The sequence below is a fragment of the Bacillus cereus group sp. BfR-BA-01441 genome, from assembly GCF_022663075.1.
GTDB classification, from domain to species: Bacteria; Bacillota; Bacilli; order Bacillales; family Bacillaceae_G; genus Bacillus_A; species Bacillus_A cereus.
Genome location: NZ_JAKUEU010000012.1, coordinates 75,016 through 90,772, shown reverse-complemented (window position 1 = coordinate 90,772; position 15,757 = coordinate 75,016). Strand labels below are relative to the sequence as shown.

Here is a 15,757-nt window from a genome sequence, read left to right as displayed (position 1 = left end):
TTCATGTAACGGGAAGAGTTGATTTTGGCTCCGGTAAGTTTACGTTTCATCTACATATAACTGGAAGCATGGTTTTACCATGTTCTCGCTCTTTAGTAGATGTGACATTACCATTTGACATTAAAACAACTGAGGTGTTCCAAACTTCACAAGAAGAATTTGAAACTGAAGCTGAAATTCATTCTTTAGAAGGAGAAGTACTTGACTTACTGCCCGTAATCAAGGAAAATATACTTTTGGAGATTCCAATGCAAATTTTCAGTGATGATGTTTCTGGTGGAGCACCGACGCAAGGTCAAGACTGGCAAGTGATTTCGGAAGAAGACAAAGAAAAGACTGTTGATCCAAGATTGGCAGGACTTGCAAAGTTTTTTGACAAATAATCGGAAGACTGGTTCAGGCCTTCATATGAAAATAACTATTTCTTTTAAGGAGGTGGGAAGAATGGCTGTACCTTTTAGAAGAACTTCTAAAACAGTAAAAAGAAAGCGTCGTACGCATTTCAAATTATCAGTACCTGGTATGGTAGAGTGCCCAAGCTGTGGTGAAGCGAAATTAGCTCACCGTGTATGTAAAGCATGCGGTACTTACAAAGGTAAAGAAGTAATCAGCAAGTAATTGCGGGAAAATAAACGCAGAAGATATCTTCTGCGTTTATTTTTTTTGTCTTAATCTTTAGTTGTTGTATTCTATCTTTTCTAGTAACTGCATATGCTTAATAAAAAATGCATAGGGAGGACTAGAGAGATGGCGACAACAAGACAAGATGCTTGGACTGATGATGAAGATTTGCTTCTGGCAGAAGTAGTACTCCGGCATATTCGAGAAGGTGGAACACAACTTTCTGCCTTTAAGGAAGTGGGGAAAAATTTATCTCGTACACCAGCAGCATGTGGGTTTAGATGGAATTCTTACGTAAGAAAGCAATATAAAGAACGTATTGAGGAAGCAAAGCAACTTCGTAAAGTAGAACATTATGAAGTGAAAGAGACAAAGGTGTTAGAACCTACGTCAATTACGTTGAATGATGTTATTGATTTCTTGCAAAATTATAAAGATGAAAACTCTTTAACGGTGTTGCAACAACAAGTTGAATCATTACAAACAGAAAGAGAGCGTCTTCTGGAGCGATTATCAGTATATGAAGAAGAGTATAGAACATTACTTGATTATATCGATCAAAAAAGAAGTGTAATGGTAGCGGAAAGAAACAATGCTCGCTCGAATGAGAAGTTAGAGAAGCTTAAGAAATAAAAAAACAGCTGTTATACAGCTGTTTTTTTATTTCTTAAGCCGATTCTTCGTTTGTAACCGCATTCAAATTTGTTTCTGGATGCCAAATATAAAAATCACCATCAGTTACTGATACGGGGTTGAAATTTAATTTATCCCAAAAACCAGCTGAATGAATACGTGCTATTGTTTTAATAGGAAATTGCATTTGTTTCGCATGATTTACAAGCATTTGCCCGAATCCTTGTTTTTGAAAAGTTGGTAATACTTCAAGTTTATAAAGTTCTAGGTAAGGACCTGTAATTTCGAATGGTTCTCCGCCGTTTCTTTTCATATATAGACTCATACGTGCGATTAGTGATCCACCGTAATAAATGCCATAAAATGGAGATTCACTGTCGTTTTCAATAATGTTTGCTTGCAATTCTTCCAGCATAGATAGTTCCTGGGCTCCGCACCCTTTAAATTTTTTGAATTCATCTAACGTTTTATAATTGATGAGCAAGCGCTCAACTTTTGGGAATCCCATTACATCACATCCTTTTGTTATCTTGTTGAATGCAGAAAAGTAAAAATATTTACAATAATAGTATAACTCATTTTTTTATTTTTATGAAGAAGATAGTATATTTCTTTTATTATTTTTTTGAGGATTTGCTAAACTAAGAGTATAAGTGTATTAATAGGCAGTATTATACATAGCGAAAAAAGAGAGTGTATTTGTTTGGCAGAGGACAACGAAATTATAGGGCGTGCTCATGTACTTTAAAAAGATATAAAAAGGAGGGGAGGCAAGGGCGCTTAATGTGAATCCCTTGTGTGAAAATGAAAATTGGAATTGTCGGACCAGGTGCTATTGGTCTATTGTATACATTTTATTTACAAAAAAGTAACCAAGATGTTACGTTGTTTACAAGAACGGCTAAGCAGGCTGAAGAGTTGAATGAAACAGGTGTAACTTGTATTAGAGATGGAAGATGTGAAACAGTATATCCATCTGTTTTACCGATAGAAAGTATGGTAGCACAAAATTTAGATTATATATTTATTTCTGTGAAGCAATATCATATAGATGACGTACTACCGTTTGTGGAAGGGGCATCATCATTAATCTTTTTGCAAAACGGAATGTCGCATCTTCAAAAGATGCTGAAAATAGGGAGTGAAAATATAGCTGTTGGTATTGTAGAACATGGTGCGAAAAAAGAGGGAGGGCATATCGTTCATCATACTGGGATAGGGGTAACAAAATTTGGAGTGGTTTGTGGTCAATCTATACATTTCAAGAAAATATTCCGTTATTTTCCTGTTACTTATTTTCCAGTTCAAATAGAAACGGATTGGGAAGAGATTATGCACAAAAAATTAGTAGTAAATGTATGTATCAATCCATTGACAGCACTATTGGGAGTTAAGAATGGTGAATTAATCACGAATCGTTTTTTTTATCAAATGATGGAGCAAGTGTTTCAGGAGGTCGCATTTCTTATTAGAGGAGAAAAAGAAATGGTATGGCAAATGGTACGAAATGTGTGTGAAGGAACGTCTCGTAATACATCCTCTATGTTAGCGGATGTAAGAGCGAATAGACAGACGGAAATTAATGCGATTGTTGGATATGTATTAGAAGAAGCTAAGAAACAGCAACTACCAGTTCCGACACTTCAATTTTTGTTCGATGCAATAAAAGGGTTAGAAACAAGAGTATAAGTGTTATTCTTTGCTTTTACGTGAAACATTGACTACAATGTGGATTGGTGAGAGAACTGGATACGAAAGGAAGAATTATATGGAGATAAAAGAAATCTCTGTTCCGCAACAAGGTGTTGTAGCGGACTATATGAACGGTAAAAAAGAGATACAGTCATGTTTTGATTATATGTTAACAGAAGATGCTTTTAAACAACGTTTACATGATTTGCGTGAAAGGGAGTTTTTCCGCCAAGATTTAGTAGCGCATTTATTAGAATATAATACAAAATTACAAGCGGGAGAATCTACACTTCAAAATGTAAAAGCGCTTGGAGATGAAAATACATATGTTGTTATAGCTGGACAACAAGCAGGGTTATTAACTGGACCGCTTTATACAATTCATAAAGTTATTTCAATTTTACAGCTTGCAAAGGAAAAGGAAGAAAGTTTAGGAGTTAAAGTTGTCCCTGTCTTCTGGATTGCGGGTGAAGATCATGATATGGATGAGATTAACCATACTTTTGTAGCGAAAAATAAAAAGATGAAAAAAACTATTTTTTATGACCGTAATCCGAAAAAGGCGAGTGCTTCTGAGTCTGAACTTTCTGTTGAAGATTGTAGAAATTGGATTGAAGAGATTTTTAAAACATACCCAGAAACAAATTTTACAAAGGATGTATTAAAATTTGTTGATGATGCTTTGAAAAAATCGAATACGTATGTAGATTTCTTTGCTCATCTTATTACGAAAATCTTTGCTAATTCTGGTTTAATCCTTGTTGATTCACATCATCCTGAATTAAGAAAGTTAGAAATTCCATTTTTTAAGCGAATTATAAGTAAGTATAAAGAGGTACAAGAGGGGCTTCGTAATCAGCAAGAAGTAATTAAAGAACTAGGATACAAACCGATTATTGAAACGAAGTCTCATGCAGTGCATATATTCATGGAAATAGATAATGAACGAGTATTACTTGAAGATCAACAAGGTAAGTTTGTTGGAAAGGATGGGGCGCATTCCTTTTCATACGAAGAGTTGATTGAAGAGATGGAGAGAAATCCGGCACGTTTTAGTAATAATGTTGTAACACGTCCTCTTATGCAAGAGTATGTATTTCCTACGCTCGCATTTATTGGAGGTCCAGGAGAATTAGCTTATTGGAGTGAATTACAACAAGTATTCCATACTGTCGGTTTTCAAATGCCACCTGTCGTTCCTCGTCTTACAATTACTTATGTGGAGAGAGATATAGCGACGGATTTATTTGATTTGCAATTGAGAGAAAGTGATCCGTTTTTAAATGATGTCGATAAATTGCGTGAAAACTGGTTGTCTAATCAAATAGAGGAACCGATTGATGATCATTTTGAAAAGGCGAAAAAAGAAATTGCCGATATTCATACATCTTTACAGCAATTTGTAAAGAAAATAGAGCCAGGGTTAGGTGCGTTTGCAGGGAAAAACGAATTGAAAATTAATGAACAAATTGAACTGCTGGAAAGAATGTTGAAAAGAAATGTTGAGAAAAAGTATGAGGTTCAGCTAAATAAATTCCGCCGTATACAATTCGCACTTCGTCCATTAGGTGCACCGCAAGAACGTGTGTGGAATGTATGTTATTATTTAAATCAGTTTGGTTTGGATTTCGTTGATCGTGTAATGGAAAACCCTTTTTCTTGGGACGGAAAACATCATGTTATAAAACTATAAAATCTTGCTCTTTGGAGCAGGATTTTATTTTTATTCCGTTGAATTTACTGTGAAGTGATTTTTTTCTGAATTATCAATCAAAAAGTGTTAAATATGGCAATTGTGTTGGATACTTAAATATATGACAAAATAGCACAAAATGTAAACGTATTATTCGCTTTTTCGACAGTTTTTTATTTAAATTCCCGCAAAAGATGATAAAATTTAGTATATAATAAAAGAAAATAGCGATTTGTATAGTATGTTGCCTTTGTTGGTAAGTTAAATGAGTCGTTCTTTCGTATTATTTCATTCTCTAAGCGTGAAATATGTGTTTAGAGGAAGGGATACATTCAACATAATTAATTGGAAAAAGAGTAGGTGCAACAATGTTTAAACACGTAACAGTGCTTTTAAAGGAAACAGTAGACGGCTTAGATATAAAGCCAGATGGTACATATGTAGATTGTACACTGGGGGGAGGAGGACATAGTTCTTATTTATTATCCCAATTAACTGAAGGTGGAAAATTAATAGCGTTTGATCAAGATGAGATAGCGATTCAAAACGCGAAAGAAAAGTTCTCTTCATACGGTGAACAGTTTATAACAGTAAAGAGTAACTTCCGTTATTTAGCTGAAAAACTGCAGGAAATAGGTATAACAGAAGTAGACGGTATTTTATTTGATTTAGGTGTTTCATCCCCACAATTAGATACACCAGAACGAGGCTTTAGTTATCATCATGATGCACCGCTAGATATGCGGATGGATCAAGATGCCCCATTAACAGCGTACGATGTTGTAAATAGCTGGTCATATGAACAACTTGTAAGGATTTTCTTCCAATACGGTGAAGAGAAATTTTCAAAACAAATTGCAAGAAAAATTGAAGCTTATCGTGAGAATAAAGCTATTGAAACGACAGGAGAATTAGTAGAGCTAATTAAAGAAGGTATTCCGGCTCCTGCTCGTAGAACGGGTGGGCATCCTGCTAAGCGAGTGTTTCAGGCAATTCGTATAGCTGTAAATGATGAATTAAAAGTATTTGAAGAAGCATTGGAATCTGCTATTGAGATGGTTAAGCCAGGTGGAAGGGTTAGTGTTATAACATTCCATTCATTAGAAGATCGTATTTGTAAAACAACGTTTAAGCGAAATAGTACAACGCCACAATTGCCGCCAGGATTACCGATTATTCCTGATGAATTTAAGCCGAAATTAAAGCTTATTACAAGAAAACCGATTTTACCTTCTGATATAGAGCTAGAAGAAAATAATCGTGCGCGTTCTGCGAAGTTGAGAATCGCTGAAAAACGATAAAAGGGAGAGAGAGGTATGACTAATTTAGCTGTAAAGTACAAACAACAAGCGCAAGAAGAGGTGCAAATTCAAACGCCCCCACAGCAGATGGCTAAGCCGAAGGTTAAAGCGAAAATTACAAGAATCGAAAAACTGTTGTATGTAGCGTTTATTGGCTTTTTATTGTATGCCTGTGTCGCGTTTATTGGAAATAAAGCAGGCCTTTATCAAGTTAATGTAGAAGCAGCGACGATAGAAGAAAAAATTGTACAGCAGCAAAAAGAAAATCAAGAATTACAAGCTGAAGTAGAGAAGTTAAGTCGCTATGAACGAATCGCTGAAGTTGCAAAAAAACATGGGCTAGAAATTAATGCGAATAATGTGAAAGGCCTCAAATAAGGCAATAGGTGTGAAGGAACGATGAAGAAGAATATGACTAAATTTCATACCAATAAGGGAGCAGGTTATTTTATGATATTTTTCCTCCTGCTCTTTTTGCTGTTATTAGCCCGATTTTTTTACATACAATCAACAGGAACAGTTCATAATCAGGATTTAGATGCACTTGCTAAACAAAAGCATAGTAAAAAAGGAGTTCTTGAAGCGAACCGAGGAACCATTTATGATCAAAACGGTCATGTGTTAGCGCAAGACGCAAACTCTTACAAAATGGTAGCTGCACTAAAAGGTGCTAACTCAGTTGAGAATAAAGAAGATACTGCAAAGAAAATTGCAGGAGTACTTGGAAAAGGCGAAGAGGATATTTTAGCTTCTTTAAACAAGGAAGGTAGAAGTCAAGTCGAATTTGGAACGTTAGGCAAGGATTTGACGAAAGAAAAGAAGGAACAAATAGAAGCGTTGAAGTTGCCGGGAATATCTTTTATTACAGAAAATGCAAGGGTGTATCCAAACGGTGATTTTGCATCTTACGTTATAGGTCATGCAAAACCAAATGAGAATGGAACCTCGGTAGGTCAATTTGGCATAGAGAAAAGCTTGGATAAATACTTAAGTGCTTCGAACGGAGAAGTAGCATATACAGGTGATCGTAAAGGTGTGTCCCTTGATGGGGGAAAAGTTAATGTAAAGGCACCTAAAAATGGAGATAACGCTTATTTAACAATTGATCAACGTGTCCAAAGTTATTTAGAAGACGCGATGAAAGCAGCAAGTAAGCAATATGAGCCAGAAAGTTTAATAGGGATTGTTGCAGATCCGAAAACTGGGAAAATATTAGCGATGTCTACTAAACCTAGTTATGACCCTAATGATCGCCAAATTAAATATTTCTTCAATGACGCGATTGCCAATGCATTTGAACCTGGATCAACAATGAAAATTTTTACGTTAGCGGCAGCTATTAATGAAGGTGTGTACAAAGGACAAGATTATTATCAATCCGGGACATATCAAGTCGGAAATAGGAAAATAAAAGATCATAATGGCGGTGCTGGTTGGGGCTCTATCACGTTTGATGAAGGGGTAGAGCGTTCTTCAAACGTAGCGTTTGCAATTTTAGGAGATCAAAAACTTGGTCCAGAACGTTTCCGAAAATATATTCATAGTTTTGGATTAGATGAAAAAACGAACATTGATTTATCAGGTGAAGGATCGAATACAATTTTATTTGATCAGCAAATACAACAAGTGACAACAGCTTTTGGACAAGGTTCCACTGTAACACCAATTCAGCTTGTACAAGCTGCAACGGCCATTGCAAATGATGGGAAAATGATGAAACCTTATGCAATTGATAAAATTGTAGATCCGATAACAGACAAAGTAAAATTAGAACATAAGCCAGAAGAAGTAGGAAAACCTGTTACAAAGGAAACAGCAGCGCAAGTAAGACAGTTATTAGAACGTGTTGTTACATCTCCGAAAGGTACAGGGACAGCTTATAAAATTGATGGATATTCAGTTGGTGGTAAAACAGGTACAGCGCAAATTCCGGATGGAAAAGGCGGCTATATGACAGGAAGGCAGAATTATATATTCTCATTCTTAGGTATGGCACCAATGGACGATCCACAACTTGTCGTGTATGTAGCTGTTAAACAGCCGAAATTAAAAGATGATGAGAACGGCGCACAACCTTTAGCTGATATTTTTAAATATGTAACAAAAAATAGTTTAGAGTATTTAAAGATTAAGCCAAATGAAGTGAAAGATCCGAAAAAACATCTGAAAGAACAACAAACTACTGTTCCAGATGTAACTGGTAAAACGATGGCTGAAGCGGGGAAAGCGATTGATAAAGCAAAACTTCGTCCAATCGTACTAGGTGAAGGGAAAGTACAGCAACAAGTACCAAAAGCGACTGAACAAACATTAAAAGGCGACCGAGTCTTCTTGGTAGGAGATAAGCCTACAATGCCAAATATACAAGGATGGGCACTGCGTGATGTTATGAATTTAGCGAAGACATTACAGCTTAACTTGAAACCTTCTGGTACAGGATACGTAACAGAACAAAGTGTGGCGGAAGGAACATTATTACAACCTGGTACAGAATTAGGTGTCACACTCGTACCGCCACTCGAACCACAGCAAGAAGCAGAAAAGCCGTAATGGTAAAAGAGAATAAGTTCTAATTAAATAAGTACAAGCATATATTGGAACAAGCTAGGCGTAAGGGAGGCTTGTTCCGATATGCGTGTATCAAATGTAACAGTTAGAAAACGACTTATTTTTATACTTATATCAGGTATACTTATTTTCACTATTATCGATATTCGTCTTGGATATGTGCAATTTTTTCTTGGGAATATGTTAACGGATCGTGCGAAAGATTCATGGAGTCGTAATATTACTTTTGAACCCGAACGTGGGAAAATTTTAGACCGAAATGGTGTGGAACTTGCCACGAATAAAAGTGCTCCAACTGTCTTTGTTGTACCGAGGCAAATTGAAAAACCAGCAGAGACTGCAGAGAAGTTAGCTGCAGTATTAGGTGTGGAAAAAGATGAGATTTATAAAAGGATTACAAAAAAAGAATCGATTGTAAGGTTAGATAAAGGCGGAAGGAAAATATCACATGACAAAGCGAAAGAAGTACGAGGATTAAGTTTGAAGGGCGTGTATATCGCAGAGGATTCTATCCGGTACTATCCATTTGGAAACTTTTTATCACATGTATTAGGTTTTGCAGGTAGCGATAACCAAGGTCTTATGGGACTAGAAAAATATTATGATAAAGAGCTAAATGGGGACAAAGGTCATGTGCGTTTTTTTGCAGATGCGAAAGGACAAAGGATGCCTAATGTTGGTGATGATTTCAAAAAGCCAGAAGCTGGTTTAAATTTAGGATTAACAATCGATGCGCGTATTACAAGGATTATGGAAAGAGAAATGAATATTGCGGAGTCAACTTATAATCCTGACGGTATGATTGCGATTGCAATGAATCCTAAAAATGGTGAAATTTTAGGTATGTCTAGTCGACCGAGTTTTGACCCAGCGGATTTTCAAAGTGTCTCTCCAGAAGTGTATAACAGAAATCTACCTGTATGGAGTACGTATGAGCCGGGTTCAACATTTAAGATCATTACATTAGCTGCAGCATTGAATGAAAATTTAGTAGACTTAGAGAAGGATACGTTTTATGATGATGGAGCAGCTGAAGTAGGTGGAGCTAGATTGAAATGCTGGAAAGCAGGAGGTCATGGCAGTCAAACGTTTTTAGAAGTCGTTCAAAACTCATGTAACCCGGGATTTATTGAACTTGGTGATCGCCTTGGTAAAGACCGATTATTTAAATACATTCGTAATTTTGGTTTTGGGCAGAAGACTGGAATTGACTTGCAAGGTGAAGGCAGTGGGATTTTATTTAATTTAGATAAAGTTGGTCCAGTAGAGCAAGCAACAACTTCATTCGGCCAAGGGGTTTCTGTTACACCGATTCAACAAGTAGCAGCTGTAGCGGCGGCTGTAAATGGTGGAACATTGTATCAGCCGTATATAGCTAAGGAGTTTATTGATCCGAAAAATAATCAAGTTGTTAGTAAAAAGACACCTGTTGAGAAAAGAAAAGTTATTTCCAAGGAAACTTCAGAAAAAGTTCGTTATGCATTAGAGAATGTTGTAGCGAAAGGTTCTGGTAAAGGTGCTTATATTGATGGATATCGTGTAGGTGGAAAAACGGGTACTGCTCAAAAGGTGAAAGATGGTAAATATTTAGAGAATAATTATATAGTATCTTTTATCGGATTTGCTCCAGCGGATGATCCAGAGATTGTTGTGTATGTTGCTGTTGATAATCCAAAAGGGGTTACACAGTTTGGTGGAGTGGTAGCAGCTCCGATTGTCGGGAATATCCTTCGAGATGCGCTTCCTGTTATGGGAGTGAAACCGAGAAAAGAACAAGTTGAGAAAGAATATAAATGGGGCGATACACCAACTGTGGAAGTTCCGAATTTAATTGGAATGAAAAAGAAAGACTTACAAACACAACTCGTCGATTTGAAGCTTGATATAAGTGGAGATGGAGAGAAAGTAATTAAACAATCACCAGAAGCGGGAGCTAAAGTAAAAGAAGGCTCAAAAATTAGAATTTACTTCGGGAATTAAAGGTAACATAGTACGTTTTATGGTACAATTGGTGGAAGTGAGTTCTTTATAGAACAGTTACTTAATTTGAGACAGTAAGTGTCTCATTCATAAATAGGTCAGTAGCACTTACCTCCTTATATAGGAGGTAATGTGTTGCTTACTGAAAAAAAGATAAATAAACAATGTAGAGAGGGTTTAGTGAAATGAAGTTGCATACACTTGTATCATGTTTGCATGATTTTCCAGTTGTTCCAAAAGAAAATCCAGAAATCACATCTATAGAAGCTGATTCACGTAAAGTGAAAGAGGGAAGCTTATTTGTATGTATGAAAGGATATACGGTTGATAGCCATGATTTTGCTAAGCAAGCAGCGGCACAAGGAGCGGCTGCTATTGTTGCGGAAAGACCAATTGATGTTGACGTTCCAGTTGTACTTGTGAAAAATACTTTTCGTTCGTTAGCGGTTTTAGCTGATTATTTTTATGGTCAACCGACACACAAGTTACATTTAATCGGAATTACAGGTACAAATGGAAAGACAACAACATCGCATATTATGGATGAGATTATGCGAGCACATGGTCATAAAACAGGGCTAATTGGAACGATTAATATGAAAATCGGTGATGAAACATTTGAGGTGAAAAATACAACACCAGATGCACTAACACTTCAACAGACGTTTTCAAAAATGGTTGAACAAGGTGTGGACAGCACGGTAATGGAAGTTTCGTCACATGCGTTAAATCTTGGTCGTGTACACGGATGTGATTACGATGTAGCGGTGTTTACGAATTTAACACAAGATCATTTAGACTATCATAAAACGATGGAAGAATATAAACATGCAAAAGGGTTACTATTTGCACAGCTTGGCAATAGTTATAATCATAATCGTGAAAAGTACGCTGTGCTGAATAGCGATGATAATGTAACAGAAGAGTATATGAGAAGTACTGCAGCAACAGTTGTAACATATGGTATTGATACAACAAGTGACATTATGGCAAAAAATATCGTTATGACGAGTGGCGGGACTACATTTACGCTTGTCACACCATATGAAAGTGTAAATGTTACGATGAAATTAATAGGTAAATTTAATGTATATAACGTACTTGCAGCAACAGCAGCAGGACTTGTTTCGGGTGTGAAATTAGAAACAATCATTGCTGTTATAAAGGATTTAGCTGGGGTTCCAGGACGTTTTGAAGTTGTTGATGGAGGACAAAATTATACAGTTATTGTTGATTACGCACATACGCCAGATAGTTTAGAAAATGTATTAAAAACTGCAAAACAATTTGCAAAAGGTGATGTGTATTGTATCGTTGGTTGTGGTGGCGATAGGGACCGAACGAAGAGACCGATAATGGCAAGTGTTGCAACAAAATATGCAACTCATGCAATTTATACATCAGATAATCCAAGAAGTGAAGATCCAGCGGCTATTTTAGATGATATGGTACATGGTGCAAGCGGGAAAAATTATGAAATGATCATTGATAGAAAAGAAGCAATACACCATGCAATCGCTAAAGCGAAAGCAGATGATATCATTATTATTGCTGGTAAGGGGCATGAAACGTATCAAATTATTGGTAAAGAAGTTCATCATTTTGATGATCGTGAAGTTGCTAAAGAAGCAATTACAGGGCGTTTAAACAACGAAGAGTAACAACGTGAGAGGAGGACTACATGTGCTTGAGCAAGGTTTATTAGTAACGGCTGGGGTAGCATTCTTAATTTCTGTTGCCCTTTCGCCATTGTTTATTCCATTTTTAAGAAAATTAAAGTTCGGACAGAGTATTCGTGATGAGGGACCGAAGTCACATCAAAAAAAATCAGGGACACCGACAATGGGTGGTATCGTCATATACGTATCTATGATGGTAACTTCACTTATTATGGCGATTAAGTTTAATTATTTAGGTGCAGAGGTTTCGTTATTACTATTAGTGACGTTTGGTTACGGATTGATTGGATTTTTAGATGACTACATAAAGGTAGTTAAGAAGAGAAATCTTGGTTTAACATCAAAGCAAAAATTAGTAGGTCAGCTTGTTATTGCTATTGCATTCTTTTTAATTGGAAAAGGGCAAGCGTTCCACACATACATCATGATTCCGGGAACGGATGTTAAGTTTGAATTAGGTTGGGCGTATTTCGTACTTGTACTATTTATGCTTATTGGTGGATCAAATGCAGTTAACTTAACTGACGGTTTAGATGGTTTATTATCAGGAACAGCTGCTATTGCATTTGGAGCATTTAGTATTATTGCTGTGGCACAAGAGCAATTTGGAGTAGCGATATTCTGTATGGCAGTTGTAGGAGCTGTACTTGGATTTTTAGTATTCAATGCGAATCCAGCAAAAGTGTTTATGGGAGATACAGGTTCATTAGCTTTAGGTGGAGCCATTGCAGCTGTAGCGATTTTATTAAAACAAGAATTGCTACTTGTAATTATTGGCGGAGTATTCGTAATGGAAACTTTATCGGTTATCATTCAGGTCATTTCATTTAAAACAACAGGAAAACGTGTCTTTAAAATGAGTCCATTACACCATCACTATGAATTATGTGGTTGGTCAGAGTGGCGTGTTGTTGTGACGTTTTGGTCTGCAGGATTTTTATTAGCTGTGTTAGGAATTTATATCGGGGTGTGGATGTAATTGAAAACTGTAACTGAATTTCAAAATAAGAATATTCTTGTATTGGGCATTGCAAAAAGTGGTTATGCAGCAGCTACATTGTTACAAAAGTTAGGGGCAAATGTTATTGTAAATGACGGAAAGCCTTTAGCAGAGAATGTACTTGCTGCAGAATTACAAGCAAAAGGAATGGACGTTGTATGCGGTGGTCATCCTTTAGAATTATTAGAGAGAAATATTTCTCTTGTAGTAAAAAATCCAGGAATCCCGTATTCTAATCCAATATTAGTTGCTGCGAAAGAAAAGCAAATTCCGATTGTTACGGAAGTTGAATTAGCATATCGTATTTCAGAAGCACCATTTGTTGGGATTACGGGGTCTAACGGTAAAACGACGACGACAATGCTGACATTTGAAATGCTAAAAGAAGGACAAAAGCATCCTGTAATTGCAGGGAACATTGGAACTGTAGCGTGTGAAGTAGCACAGGATGCAAAAGAAAATGAAGTTGTAGTTACAGAACTTTCATCGTTTCAATTGATGGGAGTAGAATTGTTCCAACCTAAAATTGCTGCGTTTTTAAATTTATTTGAGGCCCACTTAGATTATCATGGGACGAAGAAAGAATATGGTTTAGCAAAAGCAAATATTTTTAAAAACCAAACAGAAAATGATTATAGTGTAATAAATGCGGATGATGCAGATGTGATGGCTTTGTCTGCGTATTCTAAAGGTCAAAAAATCCTGTTTTCGACAACGAAAGAAATTGAAGATGGTGCGTGTATAAAAGATAACGCTCTTTATTTCAAAGGTGAAAAAGTTATTGAAGTAAGCGATATCGTTTTACCTGGTCAACATAATCTAGAAAATATTTTAGCTGCGATGAGTATTGCGAAATTATTAGGTACTTCTAATGAAGCAATTACGGTCGTGTTAAAACGTTTTACGGGTGTAAAACATCGTTTAGAATATGTAACAACGATTAACAACCGTAAGTTTTATAATGATTCAAAAGCAACGAATATGTTAGCGACTGAGAAAGCACTATCTGCGTTTACACAACCGATTGTGTTACTAGCAGGTGGGCTTGATCGCGGAAATGAATTCGATGATTTAATTCCGTATTTCAAAAATGTAAAAGCGATTGTAACATTTGGACAAACAGCTCCTAAACTAGTAAGAGCGGCAGAAAAAGCGGGATTAGATATAATTGAAAGTGTCGATACTTTAGATGAAGCAGTGGTGAAAGCTTATGCTCATTCTAAAGATGGTGATGTCGTTCTTCTTTCTCCAGCGTGTGCAAGCTGGGATCAATTTAAAACATTTGAAGAAAGAGGAGACATTTTTATACAAGCTGTGCATAAACTTATATAAAGTAAATCAAAACATCAGTAGGCTAACACCTACTGATGTTTTGTTACATAGGGCAAAAGGTTCTGCCTAAAGAGGTGGTGTTTGTGGGTAATGAAGAAAACGCCTGATTTTATTCTCATCATCGTAACACTTTCATTGTTGACAATCGGAATGATTATGGTTTATAGTGCGAGTGCAGTTTGGGCCTCTTATAAAATGGGGGACTCATTCTTTTTTGCAAAAAGACAATTACTGTTTGCGGGTCTTGGTGTAGTAGCTATGTTTTTTATTATGAAAATTGATTATTGGGTGTGGCGTACGTATTCAAAAGTGATTTTGCTAGTTTGCTTCATTCTTCTTATTCTCGTTCTTATTCCTGGAGTAGGTCTTGTTCGAGGAGGAGCACGAAGTTGGATTGGAATCGGAGCATTTTCGATTCAGCCGTCAGAATTTATGAAGTTTGCGATGATTATTTTCTTGGCAAAGTTTTTAGCAGAACGGCAAAAATTGATTACATCTTTTAAACGTGGTTTATTACCGGCTCTTAGTTTTGTGTTTCTTGCTTTTGGGATGATTATGTTACAGCCAGACCTTGGGACAGGAACGGTAATGGTTGGGACATGTATCATTATGATATTCATTTCGGGAGCGAGAGTTTTTCACTTTGCAATGTTTGGTTTGATTGGTGTAGCAGGATTTGTAGGGTTAATTGCATCAGCACCGTATCGAATGAAACGCATTACATCATATTTAGATCCGTGGTCAGATCCGCTCGGGAGTGGATTTCAAATTATCCAATCATTACTTGCAATTGGACCTGGTGGATTATTTGGGCTTGGACTTGGACAAAGTAGACAAAAATTTCTTTATTTACCTGAACCACAAACTGACTTTATATTTGCGATCTTATCCGAGGAATTAGGTTTTATTGGTGGTTCATTTGTGTTATTATTATTTAGTCTATTATTATGGCGCGGGATTCGTATCGCATTAGGAGCGCCAGATTTATATGGTACGTTTTTAGCAGTAGGTATTGTGGCGATGATTGCGATTCAAGTAATGATTAATGTTGGTGTTGTAACAGGACTAATGCCTGTTACGGGTATTACCTTGCCGTTTTTAAGTTATGGTGGATCAAGTTTGACATTAATGTTAATGGCAGTAGGTGTATTATTAAATATAAGTCGCCATTCTCGCTACTAAACCCTGTTTATAAGACAGGGTTTTTCGTATGTGTGTAAAAATGCAATATGTATATAGAAATAAATATAATGGAAAT

General features: G+C 36.4%; 14 protein-coding genes. 13 read left to right on the top strand and 1 reads right to left on the bottom strand.

Annotated elements, in window-relative coordinates; translation table 11 throughout:
• The 3 genes from MR107_RS08090 to MR107_RS08080 form a co-directional block, all read left to right on the top strand.
• On the top strand, nt 1-383 hold a 383-nt coding region (locus MR107_RS08090; protein ID WP_242292232.1), incomplete at its 5' end, for a YceD family protein.
• Nucleotides 384-444: 61 nt separating this feature from the next.
• The gene (gene rpmF, locus MR107_RS08085) at nt 445-618 is read left to right on the top strand and encodes a 50S ribosomal protein L32 (RefSeq protein ID WP_001984764.1); all 174 of its coding nucleotides are present in this window, start codon (nt 445-447) and stop codon (nt 616-618) included.
• A gap of 129 nt (nt 619-747) precedes the next feature.
• A complete protein-coding gene (locus tag MR107_RS08080; protein WP_000246467.1) occupies nt 748-1,254 on the top strand; it encodes an RsfA family transcriptional regulator in 507 nt (168 codons plus the stop codon).
• Between the two features lie 34 nt (nt 1,255-1,288).
• Here the strand turns inward: MR107_RS08080 and MR107_RS08075 are convergent, their stop codons facing one another.
• Complete coding sequence (locus MR107_RS08075; protein WP_000506694.1) at nt 1,289-1,762, bottom strand: N-acetyltransferase; 474 nt, start codon at nt 1,760-1,762, stop codon at nt 1,289-1,291.
• A 296-nt stretch (nt 1,763-2,058) separates the two neighbouring features.
• Here MR107_RS08075 and panE point away from each other — a divergent pair, with 296 nt between their 5' ends.
• From panE to spoVE, 10 genes are all read left to right on the top strand, one after another.
• Nucleotides 2,059-2,943: a 2-dehydropantoate 2-reductase gene (gene panE / locus MR107_RS08070; RefSeq protein ID WP_002182931.1), complete on the top strand. Its 885-nt coding sequence runs from the start codon at nt 2,059-2,061 to the stop codon at nt 2,941-2,943.
• 79 nt (nt 2,944-3,022) lie between these two features.
• The gene (bshC, locus tag MR107_RS08065) at nt 3,023-4,639 is read left to right on the top strand and encodes a bacillithiol biosynthesis cysteine-adding enzyme BshC (RefSeq protein ID WP_016125157.1); all 1,617 of its coding nucleotides are present in this window, start codon (nt 3,023-3,025) and stop codon (nt 4,637-4,639) included.
• A gap of 368 nt (nt 4,640-5,007) precedes the next feature.
• Nucleotides 5,008-5,940 carry a 16S rRNA (cytosine(1402)-N(4))-methyltransferase RsmH gene (gene rsmH, locus MR107_RS08060; protein WP_000472508.1) on the top strand — a complete coding sequence of 311 codons (933 nt, stop codon included), beginning with the start codon at nt 5,008-5,010 and terminating at the stop codon, nt 5,938-5,940.
• Between the two features lie 15 nt (nt 5,941-5,955).
• Entirely contained in the window at nt 5,956-6,318 is a 363-nt protein-coding gene (gene ftsL, locus MR107_RS08055; RefSeq protein WP_000182804.1) for a cell division protein FtsL, read from the top strand.
• A 21-nt stretch (nt 6,319-6,339) separates the two neighbouring features.
• On the top strand, nt 6,340-8,490 hold the full coding sequence (locus MR107_RS08050; RefSeq protein ID WP_000739960.1) for a penicillin-binding protein: 2,151 nt from the start codon (nt 6,340-6,342) through the stop codon (nt 8,488-8,490).
• Nucleotides 8,491-8,571: 81 nt separating this feature from the next.
• Nucleotides 8,572-10,488: a stage V sporulation protein D gene (locus tag MR107_RS08045; protein ID WP_001266234.1), complete on the top strand. Its 1,917-nt coding sequence runs from the start codon at nt 8,572-8,574 to the stop codon at nt 10,486-10,488.
• 185 nt (nt 10,489-10,673) lie between these two features.
• The gene (gene murE, locus MR107_RS08040; protein ID WP_000766320.1) at nt 10,674-12,149 is read left to right on the top strand and encodes a UDP-N-acetylmuramoyl-L-alanyl-D-glutamate--2,6-diaminopimelate ligase; all 1,476 of its coding nucleotides are present in this window, start codon (nt 10,674-10,676) and stop codon (nt 12,147-12,149) included.
• A gap of 22 nt (nt 12,150-12,171) precedes the next feature.
• Nucleotides 12,172-13,146 (top strand): phospho-N-acetylmuramoyl-pentapeptide-transferase, encoded by a 975-nt coding sequence (gene mraY / locus MR107_RS08035; protein ID WP_000893060.1) that lies wholly within the window; start codon nt 12,172-12,174, stop codon nt 13,144-13,146.
• Nucleotides 13,147-14,499, top strand: coding sequence for a UDP-N-acetylmuramoyl-L-alanine--D-glutamate ligase (gene murD, locus MR107_RS08030; RefSeq protein WP_000860115.1), 1,353 nt, complete (start codon nt 13,147-13,149; stop codon nt 14,497-14,499).
• 90 nt (nt 14,500-14,589) lie between these two features.
• Nucleotides 14,590-15,681, top strand: a complete 1,092-nt coding sequence (spoVE, locus tag MR107_RS08025; protein WP_000753520.1) for a stage V sporulation protein E — start codon at nt 14,590-14,592, stop codon at nt 15,679-15,681.
• Nucleotides 15,682-15,757 lie beyond the last annotated feature (76 nt).

Coding starts and splice junctions, on each gene's coding strand:
- rpmF (WP_001984764.1), top strand. CDS start 445: ATGGCTGTACCTTTTAGAAGAACTTCTAAAACAGTAAAAAGAAAGCGT.
- MR107_RS08080 (WP_000246467.1), top strand. CDS start 748: ATGGCGACAACAAGACAAGATGCTTGGACTGATGATGAAGATTTGCTT.
- MR107_RS08075 (WP_000506694.1), bottom strand. CDS start 1,762: ATGGGATTCCCAAAAGTTGAGCGCTTGCTCATCAATTATAAAACGTTA.
- panE (WP_002182931.1), top strand. CDS start 2,059: ATGAAAATTGGAATTGTCGGACCAGGTGCTATTGGTCTATTGTATACA.
- bshC (WP_016125157.1), top strand. CDS start 3,023: ATGGAGATAAAAGAAATCTCTGTTCCGCAACAAGGTGTTGTAGCGGAC.
- rsmH (WP_000472508.1), top strand. CDS start 5,008: ATGTTTAAACACGTAACAGTGCTTTTAAAGGAAACAGTAGACGGCTTA.
- ftsL (WP_000182804.1), top strand. CDS start 5,956: ATGACTAATTTAGCTGTAAAGTACAAACAACAAGCGCAAGAAGAGGTG.
- MR107_RS08050 (WP_000739960.1), top strand. CDS start 6,340: ATGAAGAAGAATATGACTAAATTTCATACCAATAAGGGAGCAGGTTAT.
- MR107_RS08045 (WP_001266234.1), top strand. CDS start 8,572: ATGCGTGTATCAAATGTAACAGTTAGAAAACGACTTATTTTTATACTT.
- murE (WP_000766320.1), top strand. CDS start 10,674: ATGAAGTTGCATACACTTGTATCATGTTTGCATGATTTTCCAGTTGTT.
- spoVE (WP_000753520.1), top strand. CDS start 14,590: ATGAAGAAAACGCCTGATTTTATTCTCATCATCGTAACACTTTCATTG.